We start from the raw sequence: 13146 nt of genomic DNA on the forward strand, positions 1-13146 counted from the left end.
ATCAAAGGTGTGTCCGGCGTCCGCCGAGCCGGTGCAGGCCGGCTTTCGACGAAGACGCCATTCATGACCTTTCAGACCAGTGGGACCGCTTTCAAGACGATGTCGTCCAGCCCCTCGCCGCCGGCGGCTGCATAGTCCCGCAACTGCGCGCGCATGCGCGGCTCCCAGAAGTCGGTGATGTGCGCGGCAACTTTGGCGGGGGCATCGTCGCCCGGCTGGGTCTTGAAGAAGGTGGCGATCTGGTTCGCCATGCGGATCATCTTGTCAGGCGACATTTGCAGCCTCTTCATTGATACGATTTGGATGGGAATAAAGGCCAGCCACCGGCCGCGGGTGAACGCGGCAAGTGTGATCCCAGCCCGCTCGACAGAGAACTGGGAGCTGATTGCAACCGCGCCGTGGCCCGCCTGGATCAGCGCCGCTTTGCGCGGGCGCCCGGCCCGGCGCCCCGACATGCGTCCACATACTCATTCCGCCGCGGGCAGGATGCGGCGCGAGCGTTCGGCCTGTGCCGCGTAATCCTCCTGCCAGTCCGTCGGCCCGTTCGAGGGCGAGACCTGCACCGCCGTTACCTTGTATTCCGGGCAGTTGGTGGCCCAGTCGGAATAGTCGGTGGTGATGACGTTGGCCTGCGTATCGGGGTGGTGGAAGGTCGTGTAGACAACGCCAGGGCTGACGCGATCTGTCACCTTTGCCTTCAACGTCGTCTCGCCCGACCGCGAGGCCAGCTTTACCCAGTCACCATCGTTCAGGCCACGGTTCTCGGCGTCATGCGGGTGGATCTCCAGCACGTCGCCGTCATGCCACACCACGTTGTCGGTGCGCCGGGTCTGGGCCCCCACATTGTATTGCGACAGGATGCGCCCGGTGGTCAGCAGCAGCGGGAAGCGCGGGCCGGTCTTCTCGTCTGTGGCCACGTATTCGGTGACGATGAAACGCCCCTTACCCCGCACGAAGCCGTCGACATGCATCAACGGTGTGCCCTCCCGGTGGTCTTCGTTGCAGGGCCATTGGATGGAGCCCTTTTCCTCCAGAAGGGCGTAGTCCACACCCGCAAAAGAGGGCGTCGTCGCAGCGATCTCGTCCATGATCTGGCTGGGATGGGTATAAGACCACCCTGCCCCCATGGCATTCGCCAAGAGTTGCGTGACTTCCCAGTCAGCGTAGCCATTCTTGGGTGCCATGACCCGACGCACGCGATTGATGCGGCGTTCGGCGTTGGTGAAGGTTCCGTCCTTCTCGAGGAAGGTCGATCCCGGCAGGAAGACATGGGCGTAATTCGCCGTCTCGTTCAGGAAGAGGTCATGCACGATAACGCAGTCCATAGCCGCCAACCCGGCCGCCACATGTTTGGTGTCGGGGTCGGATTGCAGGATGTCCTCGCCCTGACAATAGAGCCCCTTGAAGCTGCCCTCGACTGCCGCATCCAGCATGTTGGGGATGCGCAGGCCGGGCTCCGGGTCGATCTGAACGCCCCAGGTGGTTTCGAAAATCTCGCGCACCTCGGGCAGTTTCACGTGGCGATAGCCCGGCAGCTCATGCGGGAAGGACCCCATGTCGCACGAGCCCTGCACGTTGTTCTGCCCGCGCAGCGGATTCACGCCCACACCGGGACGGCCGATATTGCCGGTCAGCATTGCGAGGTTGGCAATCCCCATAACGGTGGTCGAGCCCTGCGAATGCTCGGTCACGCCCAGCCCGTAATAGATCGCGCCGTTGCCGCCACGGGCAAAGGTGCGGGCCGCAGCACGCAGTTCCTCGGCGGGAACGCCGGTCAGAAGCTGGGTCGCCTCGGGGCTGTGTCGGGCCTCCGAGACGAACTCGGCATAGACCTGGAATTCGTCCCAGTCACACCGTTCGCGGATGAACGCCTCGTCCATCAGGCCTTCGGTGACGATCACGTGTGCCAGGGCGGTGACGACGGCAACGTTGGTGCCCGGCGTCAGGGCCAGATGATGAGAGGCCTCGATATGCGCCGATTTCACAAGGTCGATGCGGCGTGGGTCGATCACGATCAGCTTGGCCCCGGCGCGCAGGCGCTTTTTCAGGCGGCTGGCGAAGACCGGATGGCCATCGGTCGGGTTCGCGCCGATGACGATCACCACATCGGTTTGCTCGACGCTGTCGAAATCCTGTGTGCCAGCGCTGGTGCCAAAGGTCTGGCCCAGCCCGTAGCCGGTCGGCGAATGGCAGACTCGGGCGCAGGTGTCGGTGTTGTTGTTGCCAAACACCGCGCGGGTCAGTTTCTGCACGAGGAAGGTTTCCTCGTTGGTGCAGCGGCTGGAGGTGATCACTCCGATGGACTTCTTGCCATAGGTGTCCTGCAACGCGCGCAGGCGGTTCGCGGCAAAGGTCAGCGCCTCGTCCCAGCTGACTTCGCGCCACGGCTCGTCGATGGTGTCGCGGATCATCGGGTTGAGGATGCGGTCGCGGTGGTTGGCATAGCCATAGGCAAAGCGGCCCTTGACGCAGCTGTGCCCGCGATTGGCCTTGCCGTGCTTGTAGGGGACCATCCGGACCAGATCGTCACCCTGCATTTCCGCCTTGAACGAGCAGCCCACGCCGCAATAGGCGCAGGTGGTCACAACGGACCGATCCGGCGTGCCCATCTCGATGATGGATTTTTCCTGCAAGGTCGCGGTGGGGCAGGCCTGCACGCAGGCTCCGCAGGACACGCAATCCGACGACAGGAAGTCATCGCCGGCGCCACCCGCCGACACGCGGCTGTCAAACCCGCGCCCCGCGATGGTCAGAGCAAAGGTGCCCTGCACCTCTTCGCAGGCGCGGACGCAGCGGTTGCAGACGATGCACTTGGACGGATCGTAGCTGAAATAGGGGTTGGAGTCGTCCTTGGGCAGCCATTCGGGATTGGCTTCGCCGCTGGTGTTGCGGGCGGAGAAGTGATTGGCCAAGCCGCCGTTTTCCGGCGCCTTGTAGCGCACGTCGCGCAGCCCGACAGCGCCCGCCATGTCCTGCAACTCGCAGTCGCCATTGGCCGAGCAGGTCAGGCAGTCCAGCGGATGGTCGGAGATATAAAGCTCCATCACACCCTTGCGGATCTTGCGCACCTTGGTCGAGTTGGTGTCCACCACCATGCCCGGCGCGACCGGCGTCGTGCAGGAGGCCGGGGTGCCCCGGCGGCCTTCGATTTCCACAGCGCAAAGGCGGCAGGATCCGAACGCCTCAAGATTGTCCGAAGCACAGAGTTTGGGAATTTGGATGCCGATTTCGGCAGCGGCGCGCAGCACCGACGTGCCCTCGGGCACCGTGACCTCGAACCCGTCGATGGTCAGGGTGACCGGCTTGCCCTTTCTGGCGGGCGTGCCCATGTCGCGGTCGACTGGAATGATGAAATCCTTCATTCGGCGGCCTCCTTCAGGCGAGCGAAATCGTCGGGGAAATGGGTGACGGCGGACATGACCGGAAACGGCGTAAAGCCTCCCAGCGCGCAGAGCGAACCGTCCTTCATCGTCTCGCACAGGTCGGCCAGCAGCGGCAGCGCGTCGGCGTCGCCCTGTGCGATGCGGTCGATGGTTTCGACACCGCGCACCGCGCCGATCCGGCAGGGGGTGCATTTGCCACAGCTTTCGACGGCGCAGAACTCCATCGCGAAGCGCGCCATGCCCAGCATGTCGGTGGTGTCGTCAAAGACGGTCAGGCCCGCATGGCCGATCAACCCGCCCGCCGCGTCGAACTCCTCGTAGCCCAGCAGTGTGTCGAACTTGCTGAGCGGCATGTAGGCCCCCAGCGGCCCGCCAACCTGCACCGCCTTGACCGGACGGCCCGATAGAGTGCCGCCCCCGAGCTCGTTGACCACCTCTCCGAGGCTGATGCCAAAGGCGGTTTCGAACAGCCCGCCGCGCGCCACGTTGCCTGCGATCTGCAGCGTCACGGTCCCACGCGACCGGCCAAGGCCGAAATCGGCGTAAGCCTGCGCGCCCTTTTCGAAGATTACCGGCACCGTAGCGAGGCTGATGACGTTGTTAACCACGGTCGGGCGTCCAAGGAACCCCTCGAGCGCGGGCAGCGGCGGCTTGGCACGGACTACGCCGCGCTTACCTTCGAGCGAGTTGAGCAATGACGTTTCCTCGCCGCAGACATAGGCGCCCGCGCCTTTGCGGATTTCCATGTCGAAGGCGCGGCCAGAGCCCAGAACGTCAGGGCCCAGCAGCCCCTCGGCCCGGGCGACCTCCACCGCACGGGTCATCACGGCAATCGCGTCAGGATATTCCGAGCGCAGGTAGACGTAGCCCTTGGTGGCACCGACGCCGATCCCGGCGATGGTCATGCCCTCGATCAGGGTAAAGGGGTCGCCTTCCATCAGCATGCGGTCGGCAAAGGTCGCGCTGTCGCCTTCGTCAGCGTTGCAGACGATGTATTTCTGCGGCGCGTCAGCATCGTGCACGGTCTGCCACTTGATGCCGGTTGGGAAGCCAGCGCCACCCCTTCCGCGCAGGCCGGACGTCTTGACTTCGTCAACGATCTCCTGCCCGGTCATCGCCAGCGCGCGGCGCAGCCCGGCAAGGCCACCATGCGCCCGATAATCGGCCAGCGACAGCGGATCGATCACGCCGACACGGGCAAAGGTGAGGCGGGTCTGGCGCTTCATCCAGTCAAGGTTTTCGACCGGGCCAAGCGCCTTGGCGCTGCTACCATCCAGAATACCCGCCACATCGGACGGCTCGGCAGGACCAAAACCGTGGCGCACGCCAGCCACTTCGACCTCGACCAGCGGTTCCAGCCAGATCATCCCGCGTGAGCCGGTCCGCACGATCTGTGCCTCGGGGGCCGCAGCGCGCAGGGCGCAAACCACTTCCTCGGCCCCAAGTGCCTTGGCCGCGCTGTCCATCGGAACGTAAATTTTCATGCGTCCATCTCCGCCAGCAGCTTGTCCAGTTTCGCGGCATCGACGCGCCCCACCACCCGGTCATCCACCATCGCGGCGGGCGCACAGGCACACATCCCAAGGCAATAGACCGGCTCGATCGTTACCGCGCCATTGGCGGTGGTGTCGTGCCATTCGAGCCCCAGCTTGGCCAGCAGCGCATCGGCCACCCCCGCGCCGCCAACCGATTGGCAGGCCTCGGCGCGACAGATTTTCAGAACATGACGCCCGGCGGGCTTTTCGCGGAAGTCATGGTAAAAAGTGATCACGCCATGCAATTCGGCGCGGGTGATGTTCAGGGCATCACAGATCGCCCCGTGAGCCTGCGTGGGGATATACCCGAACGCCTCCTGCAAAGCATGCAGCATCGGCAGAAGCGGCCCTTCGAGGGCGCGGTGGGCGTCGACGATCCGAGCGATCTCGTCGCCGTCGATAACGGTGGCAGGCTGGGCCATGGCTGTCGTCCTCCAATTTGGCATACGTTGGCACACGGTGGGGAGCCCTGATCAATAACGGCGTTCCGTGGGGCGATAGGGATTTTGGATCAAGCGGCGGGCAGGCGCCGGGCTTCGGCTAGAAGCGCCGACAGAACGGGGGTTCGCGGGTCACGCTGCGGCAGGATCAGCGCGACCTTCTGTGGCCGCGACGCGCCTTCGAGCGGCACCAGCGCGACGTCTTTTCCGCCTGCGACGAACTCGGCCACGTCCTGGGGCAGCACGGTCATGCAGTGGCCCGACGCCACGCTCGCGACCAGCGCGATGATGGAATTCGCCTCGATACAGGTCGGCGGGGTCACGCCGCTTTCGGCAAAGAGCCGATTGATGATCCGCCGGTTCTGCATGTCAGGTGTCAGCAGTGCCAGCGTCTGCCCTTCCAGGTCGGACCAAGACATCTTGGGCTTATCCGCAAATGGAGAATTGCGGGCACAGACGAGTATATAGCTTTCGTCATAGAGTTCTGCGGTATCGACCCGGCCGAGAGGCTCGTTTTCCAAGTAGGAAATCCCGGCATCGGCCTCGAAATCGTCGAGCATTTGCAGGATCTCGCGCGAGTTGCGCGACAGTATGGTGAAGCGCACGCCCGGATGACGCTTGGCGAAGGTGGTGCAAAGCCGCCCGGCCCAGGTCTGCGCGGTGGGGATCACCGCCAGCCGCACCTCGCCAGTCAAGCCGTGCCGACTGTTCCGCATCTCGTCCTGCAATTGCCGCGCATCCTCGACGATGCGCTTGGCCCAGGACAAGGCGGTCTGGCCTTCAGGTGTCAGCCCGCCAAACCGCGAGCCACGATGCACCAGCTGCACGCCCAGCTGCGCTTCCAGCTGCTTGATCCCAGCGGACAGCGTCGGTTGCGCGATATTCATCCGCTCGGCCGCACGCCCGAAATGCCCCTCTTTGGCCAGCGCGATGAACATTTCCAGCTTGTCCAGCATCGGCGGTCTTTCCTGCGGCGCTCTCGTAGAAGGCCGGGGCGCGCAACGCACGCCCCGGCCCGATTTCATCATTCACCCGGAACGGCTTGCAGTTCCGGTTCGTCGTGGTGGTGGTGTTCCTTGACGGGCTTCATCATCAGGTTGGCGAAGAACGCCACGACCAACAGCGCCGCCATGCAATACATGGTGGTGTTGTAGAGCGACGGGGTCGGGTCAATCGTGCCGGCGGGCGCGATTTCCATCAGCTTGGCGATAGTCACGGTCTTGGCCGCGGCCAGCTGATCCAATTGCGTCAACGGGGCGCCGAATTTCTCGGCAAAGGCCGCCGGATCGACCTTGGCGGCCAGATCCTGGATCGCGTTCGTCACCGACATCTGCCGCAGCGAGGTGATGGCCAGTGGCCCCAGCACGCCTGCGGTGGACCACGCCGTCAGCAGCCGCCCGTGGATGCCGCCCACATGCATGGTTCCGAACATGTCCGCGAGGTATGCCGGGATCGTCGCGAACCCGCCGCCATACATCGAGAAGATGATCATCGTCGCGGCGTAGAAGCCGATCAGGTAGACGATCGACGGGTTGGTGGCCACGGCTGTGGCGAAATAGGGGATCGACAGATACAGGATCGTGCCCAAGACGAAGAAGCACATGTATGTCGCCTTGCGCCCGATGTAGTCCGAGGTCGACGCCCAGAAGAAGCGCCCCACCATATTGAAGACCGAGATCATCAGCACGTAGGTCGAGGCGAACGCTGCCGTGACCACCAACGGCATCACCGTGCCGAAGATTTCCGACATCATGGTTTTGGCCACGCCGATCACGCCGATACCGGCGGTCACGTTGAAGCACAGCATGAGCCACATCTGCCAGAACTGCGGCGTTTTCAGCGACTGATCGATATGGACGTTGTTTTGAGACACCATGCCCGAGGCGACGGGCTTGGGCTGCCATCCGGCGGGCTTCCAGTCTTCGGCAGGCACGCGATACTGGAACGAGGCCAGGATCATGACGATGAAATAGACGATGCCCAGCGTCATGAAAGTCTGTGCCGCACCCGTATTGCCGGTGCCCACGACATAGACACCCGCCTGACCGCCGAAATCCGCTGCTTGCGCGGCACTGGCCACCACGACCTCGACCTTGCCCGCGGCGGTTTCGGCAAAGACACGACCGTTCTCGACCACGGTCGCGACAGCGTCTCGCGCGCCGAGGAAGTCGGGGGCTTTCTGGAACACGCCCAACAGCCAGCCTTGAACCGGAGCCGCGATCATCGCGCCGCCGCCGAAGCCCATGATCGCCATGCCCGTCGCCATGCCCCGCCGGTCGGGGAACCAGCGGATCAGCGTCGACACCGGCGAGACATAGCCCAGCCCCAGCCCGCAGCCGCCCAGCACGCCGTAACCCAGATAGATCAGCCAAAGCTGGTGCGCGGCGATGCCGAACGAGCCGATGATGAAACCGCCGCCCCAAAGGAACGCGGCCACCACGCCGACCATGCGCGGCCCGACGTCTTCCAGCCACTTGCCCGCGAAGGCCGCGGCGAGGCCCAGAAACACGATCGCGACCGAGAAGATCCAGACGACCGAGCTCAGCGACCAGTCTTCGGCGGCGGGCGCGACCACGCCCAACGCGCGGGTCAGCGCCGGGTTGAACACCGACCAGGCGTAGACGGAGCCGATGCACAGATGAATGGCGATGGATGCCGGCGGAACCCGCCAGCGGTTGAAACCGGGTTCGGCGACGATGTGGCTTTTGTGCAGAAAGCCCAGCGCCCCGCCAGAAGCGTTGCTCATGTAGTTTCCTCCCATGTTCTTGACGGAACGCCCCGGTCTCCTCCCCGGGCCGCTCCGGCGGCATGCAACGGCATGCGCGGACATAAGCAGGCAATTCAGCCCTTGCGTTGTCAAGAAAATTATTATTTGTTATCAATTACTTATACGGACATAATGTCCTGCCGCGCTCTCTCGCTTTCGAATAAGTTGGACATTTTGTCCCGACCCACGCGACGCGGGTCCGCGAAATCTGGTCATTGTGTCCGGATCAGTCGGCAACAGCGGCGGGCAGGACGATTTCAAACCGGCTGCCACCTCCGGGTATCGAGCGCACGGAAATCCGTCCGCCGGCGCGACTCACGAGTTGCTGGCTGATCGACAGGCCCAGTCCCGTGCCCTGCGCCTGCTTGGTGGTGAAGAACGGGTCGAAGATGCGCGGCAGGACCGACGGGTCGATGCCGGTGCCGGTATCCTCTACGCTCAGAATGACCTCGCCGGCCTCCTCGGCCGTGGCCACGCGAAGTGTCCCGCCGCCAGGCATGGCTTGGACTGCGTTCAGAATCAGGTTGACGATGACCTGCTGCAATTCCGTCCGCGACATATGTACTTGCGACTTGCTCTCGGTCTCAACCACACTCGTGATGCCCGCCGCCTGAATCTGGTGCCGGGTCAAGACGAGGCAATCACGGGCTACTTGCGAGAGGTCCACCAGCCTGTCTGCGCCGGAATATTCCTCGGGGCGCGCGAAATGCAGCAGCTTCGAGACGATGACACCGATGCGATAGACTTGGTCGTCGATCAGGCGGAACTCTTCTTCGGCCCGGCGGCCATCCTCGCCAAGGTTGCTGCGCGCAAGGTCCAAATTGCCTTGGATCACCGCGACCGGATTGTTGATTTCATGCGCGACAGAAGCCGTGATCTCGCCCACGGCGGCCAGTTTCTCGGAGATGATCAGGCGTTCGGTAGTTCGCTCCAGCCGCTGGTTGGCCTCGTGCAACTCGCGGGTGCGCTCCTCCACGCGGTGCTCCAGCCTCTCACCCCATTGTCGCAGCTCGCGGTCGCGTTGTTGGAGCCGGTCTAGCAGGCTGTCGAAATGTCGTGCGACCTGTGCGATCTCGCCATCCGTTTCGACCGGAGCGTTGCGTGCCCCCAGATCGCCGCTTTCCACCCGGTCGATAGTGCGGGTCATTCCTTCGAGCGGGCGAAAGATTCGCCGGGCCCATCGCAGGAAAACTGGAACCGACGCCAGTGCGATGAACAGGAACGCAAGGCTCAGCGTGATGACCGAATTGCGCTTGGCCGCGCTGAACGGCGCTTCGAGAAATCCGACATAAAGCATCCCGACCGGTGTGCCGAAACTGTCGAGAATGGGTTCATAGGCCGAGATATACCAGTCATTGACGACGAAGGCGCGATCCAGCCAGATGTATCCTTCGCCCAGAACCCGTGCGCGGACCGCGGCAGAGACACGCGTTCCCAGCGCCCGCACATTCTCAAAGAGGCGGACATTGGTGGAAATACGCACGTCATCCAGAAACAGCGTCGCCGTGCCTTGGCTGCCCTCGGGCAGGCTTTCGGCGCGGTAGACGAGTGCGTTGATCGTGTCGATGAAACCGAGGTTTCGGTTCAGCAGGACGCCCCCCGCCAAGGCCACCCGCGTCCCGTCCGGAAGCGTCAGCGGGGCGGCTGAATGAATGACCATGCCGCGCGTCTCGACGGTGCGCTCCGTGGGCACCGCGCCGCGGGTGGGAACCAAGGGAATTTCCGCTTGCGCAGCCAGATCGGGGGATATCGCTGCCAAGGTATCTGCATCGAACACGTCGATCTTGCTTTGCCACTTCCCATCGAGCGCATCTTTTACGACGGGCCACGTCGTATCCCGCGTGATATGCAGGAAATCGAGCCCGAGCCGCGCACGCTCCTGCTCCAGGAAGGCGTCGGTCGTGCCGTTCTCGAGCGCGGTTTGCAGCGCCACAGACCGCGCGACGGCATCGATATGCTCACCAGAGGTCTCAACCAGCCGCCCGAGATATTGATCCGCGATGGTCAGGTCGCCAGTGACCTTGTTGAGCAGGATCGCATCCACCTTGCCCGACCAGCGCCAGATGGTGCCGCCCAGCAAGACCGGCAAGAGCACAAGCATCGGCAGCAGCGCGATCACCAGCAAGCGCACGCGGACCGATCGCAAGGCTTTGGGCGCGCGCAGCATTACCTACAGGCCCCAGGCCGCGCATTTTCGGTCAATCGTCTTGCGCGAGACACCCAAGCGCCGCGCGGCCTCGGCCCTGTTACCGCCAAGCGCCTCGAGAGCGCGAAGAATTTCGCGCTTTTCCATGTCCTCCAGAGGCGCGATTTCGCCCGGCGCAATGGCGTCCCCGAGCGTTTCCAGCGGGAACCGCCCAAAGATCAGCGCGCGCTCGACGAAATTGTGCAGCTCACGAATATTTCCAGGCCAGTCGTGGCGCAGCATGGCCGACCTGACTGCGGAGGTCATCTCGACCATCGGTAGGTTGAGCGCTGCCGCGATTTCGGTCTGGAACAGCTCGGCGAGGTCCAGAACATCGGTGCCGCGATCCTTGAGAGGGGGCATGGCCACCTCGATGACGTTGATGCGAAACAGCAGGTCCTCGCGGAAATGACCCTCTTGGACAGCCTTTTGCAGCGACTTGCTGGACGCGATGACAAAACGCAGATCCAGTTGCACGTCGCGGCCGGTGCCGATGGGTCGGATCATGCCGTCTTCAAGCACGCGCAGAAGCGCCGTCTGCGCGTTTGCGCTCAACTCGCTGACATCGTCGAGGAAAACGGTCCCTCCCGAGGCCTGAGCAAGCAATCCCTCGCGTCCGGCCTGTGCGCCGTTAAAGGCTCCGGCGCCGTGACCGAACAATTCGTATTCGATCATGTCCGCCGGGATGGCGCCGCACTGGATCGCGACGAATGGGGACGCGCCGCGCCCGGACCGGCCATGCAGATGGCGCGCGGCGACTTCTTTGCCCGACCCGGACGGGCCGGTGATGAGCACCGGCGTCGACAAGGGTGCCACGCGCTCCAACAGCGCTCGGACCTCAGCAATTACAGGCGAGGCCCCGATCAGTTCCTTGCGGCGATTGCCGCTGGCGGCCGTCTCCAGTTCCCGCCGCAAAAGTGCATTTTCGCGTCTCAACTTCGCCAGTTCCAGACACTTGCGCAGCGCGTTCAGGATCTGGTTCGAGCGGAAAGGTTTGATCAGGAAGTCAGAGGCACCCGCACGCATGGCTTCGATCGCCGTCTGCAAATCGGCATAGGCCGTTATCAGGATCGTATCGGTAAAGCCGCCCTTGGAGCGCTGCGCCTGAAGCCAGTCGAGACCTTTCTGCCCCGGCATGATATTGTCGAGAACCATTATGTCATATTGGCGCGCCGCGAGCATCGCTTCGGCGGCGCGGGTGTCTTCTGCGCTGTCCACATGGCGTGCGAGGGGATTCAGCGTGTTGACGAGGAAATGTCGCATCCCCGGCTCGTCATCGACGATGAGAATACGCGCCCCCCTGAGCGGATCGCTCCCGTCCTCGGGCGCTTGCAGCATGCATTCCTCCCAATTGCTGCGGCCAGAAGACTATGCAATTTCCTGCAAGTTTTCCCGCACACTATATCTCATGCGCCAAACGGTCAGAAATTCAAGGCTGGCATTCCGTTTTTCGGAAGCGCATTTATCGGCAAGCTTTACCTTTCGCGGCGAATGTCGGCACACTACGGATATTTCATGACACGTATTCTCCTTCTTGCTGCGGCTTTGTCCGGCCTGCTGGCCGGACCGGCTGCGGCCGAAAAGCAAATCTACAATGTCACGCTGGGCCGCCGCCCCTTGGGCTCGCTGCAATTCGAAGGACAAGGCAGCAATGCGACGCTGCGGCTATCGCTCGACAACACGCCGTTCGGCTTGGACGACGGAACCTTCGAGGCGGTGACGCAGGACAAAGGTAATGAGGTCGATTACCTTGGGACGAGCCGGGGCAGCGAAACACGCGATATCGCGATCGTCCGTAAAGCGGACACCGTGACGGCCGTGACGATCACCCCACACTCTGAAATGACCGAGATGACGGACGCTGGAAAAGTTCCCCCCGGCGTGATCTCCCCGACCGAATTCTTCGCAAAGCTGGCAAACGGTAAAACCTGTCCTTCGCCGATGGCCATGTATGATGGCCGACGCGTGGTTCAGATGGCCACGACGGCGAAGAAGCAAAACGATAACACGGTGATCTGCGACATGTCCTACAAAGTTGCGATGGGGCCTGGGTATGTCTTTCCGTTTTACTTCAAGTCGTTCGATGTGCAGCTTGCTTATACCGCCCGCAAGCTCGCCACATTCGCCATGAGTGCCGGTGGGTTCACGGTGCGCCTGATCCGGCAGTAGCCACAAGCCGCAGAAAGTTCAGCCCATAGAAACCTAGAAGTCTTCGGCGCATGGCAGCTGTGGGCGCTATGAACGGCGGCCCAAATAATCAGATCGCTATAGCCTCGGAAATCGCGAGGTCTTCTTCGAGTTCGAAACCAGACTATCGAGTGCGGTCCATCTTCGTGCGACCGAGCAGTCGAACCGCGCGCTGATTTCCTGTCTTACGGTGGAACCGGGCAACTTTGGTCCGGCGGAAAGAATGCGTGCCGAATGAAGCAGGCTGCGCAGATCTGACAATCTCGCTTTCGACGTGCCGCGCAAGGGAAGCGAACTCCTCAGAAGATTCGCTGCCCGACCCGCATGACGTGTCGGATATCTGGTAGTTTTGGGGAAAGGAGCCCCGGCGGGGTCCCAGGCCGATTTCGACCGAAATGCCAGCAGACCCAACGCAAGACAAGGCAAAAGTTTCGCTAAAAATCAGGTATTTAAGTGGTGCCCGGAGGCTCCGTCTGCATTGGGTTGTGTTCCCGTTACAGGCACCTTCGCCGCTGATAGCCTTGACCTGCCACTGAACTTTCATCCAGCCGCGACCGGAGCCCGGTTGGTGTTGATCCGCACCCCAGAGCTCTACCGCCCTTAGGCAGAGTTTCCCGGCTTTGCTCAGGGTGACGGGCTGGTGACGCCC

At 63.0% G+C, this 13146-nt stretch carries 9 protein-coding genes; 1 reads left to right on the top strand and 8 read right to left on the bottom strand.

Annotated elements, in window-relative coordinates; all coding sequences use genetic code 11:
• Positions 1–71 precede the first annotated feature (71 nt).
• The 8 genes from B6V76_RS18385 to B6V76_RS18420 all read right to left on the bottom strand — a co-directional run bounded on the left by B6V76_RS18385 (position 72) and on the right by B6V76_RS18420 (position 11648).
• On the bottom strand, positions 72–275 hold the full coding sequence (locus tag B6V76_RS18385) for a formate dehydrogenase subunit delta (RefSeq protein WP_088728148.1): 204 nt from the start codon (positions 273–275) through the stop codon (positions 72–74).
• Positions 276–467: 192 nt separating this feature from the next.
• Complete coding sequence (fdhF, locus tag B6V76_RS18390) at positions 468–3362, bottom strand: formate dehydrogenase subunit alpha (RefSeq protein WP_088728139.1); 2895 nt, start codon at positions 3360–3362, stop codon at positions 468–470.
• Positions 3359–4867: a formate dehydrogenase beta subunit gene (locus B6V76_RS18395; protein ID WP_088728140.1), complete on the bottom strand. Its 1509-nt coding sequence runs from the start codon at positions 4865–4867 to the stop codon at positions 3359–3361. Before B6V76_RS18395 ends, fdhF begins: the two co-directional genes overlap by 4 nt.
• A complete protein-coding gene (locus B6V76_RS18400) occupies positions 4864–5340 on the bottom strand; it encodes a formate dehydrogenase subunit gamma (RefSeq protein ID WP_088728141.1) in 477 nt (158 codons plus the stop codon). The genes B6V76_RS18395 and B6V76_RS18400 overlap by 4 nt, the downstream gene beginning before the upstream one ends.
• A gap of 89 nt (positions 5341–5429) precedes the next feature.
• Positions 5430–6314 carry a LysR family transcriptional regulator gene (locus tag B6V76_RS18405; RefSeq protein ID WP_088728142.1) on the bottom strand — a complete coding sequence of 295 codons (885 nt, stop codon included), beginning with the start codon at positions 6312–6314 and terminating at the stop codon, positions 5430–5432.
• Positions 6315–6382: 68 nt separating this feature from the next.
• Positions 6383–8104, bottom strand: a complete 1722-nt coding sequence (locus B6V76_RS18410; protein WP_075777247.1) for an OFA family MFS transporter — start codon at positions 8102–8104, stop codon at positions 6383–6385.
• Between the two features lie 247 nt (positions 8105–8351).
• On the bottom strand, positions 8352–10292 hold the full coding sequence (locus B6V76_RS18415; protein WP_088728143.1) for an ATP-binding protein: 1941 nt from the start codon (positions 10290–10292) through the stop codon (positions 8352–8354).
• Positions 10293–10295: 3 nt separating this feature from the next.
• On the bottom strand, positions 10296–11648 hold the full coding sequence (locus B6V76_RS18420) for a sigma-54 dependent transcriptional regulator (protein WP_088728144.1): 1353 nt from the start codon (positions 11646–11648) through the stop codon (positions 10296–10298).
• 177 nt (positions 11649–11825) lie between these two features.
• On the opposite strand from B6V76_RS18420, the gene B6V76_RS18425 reads away from it, so the two are divergent.
• The gene (locus B6V76_RS18425) at positions 11826–12479 is read left to right on the top strand and encodes a hypothetical protein (protein WP_088728145.1); all 654 of its coding nucleotides are present in this window, start codon (positions 11826–11828) and stop codon (positions 12477–12479) included.
• Positions 12480–13146: the final 667 nt, after the last annotated feature.

Source organism: Thioclava sp. IC9, from assembly GCF_002213225.1.
GTDB classification, from domain to species: Bacteria; Pseudomonadota; Alphaproteobacteria; order Rhodobacterales; family Rhodobacteraceae; genus Thioclava; species Thioclava nitratireducens.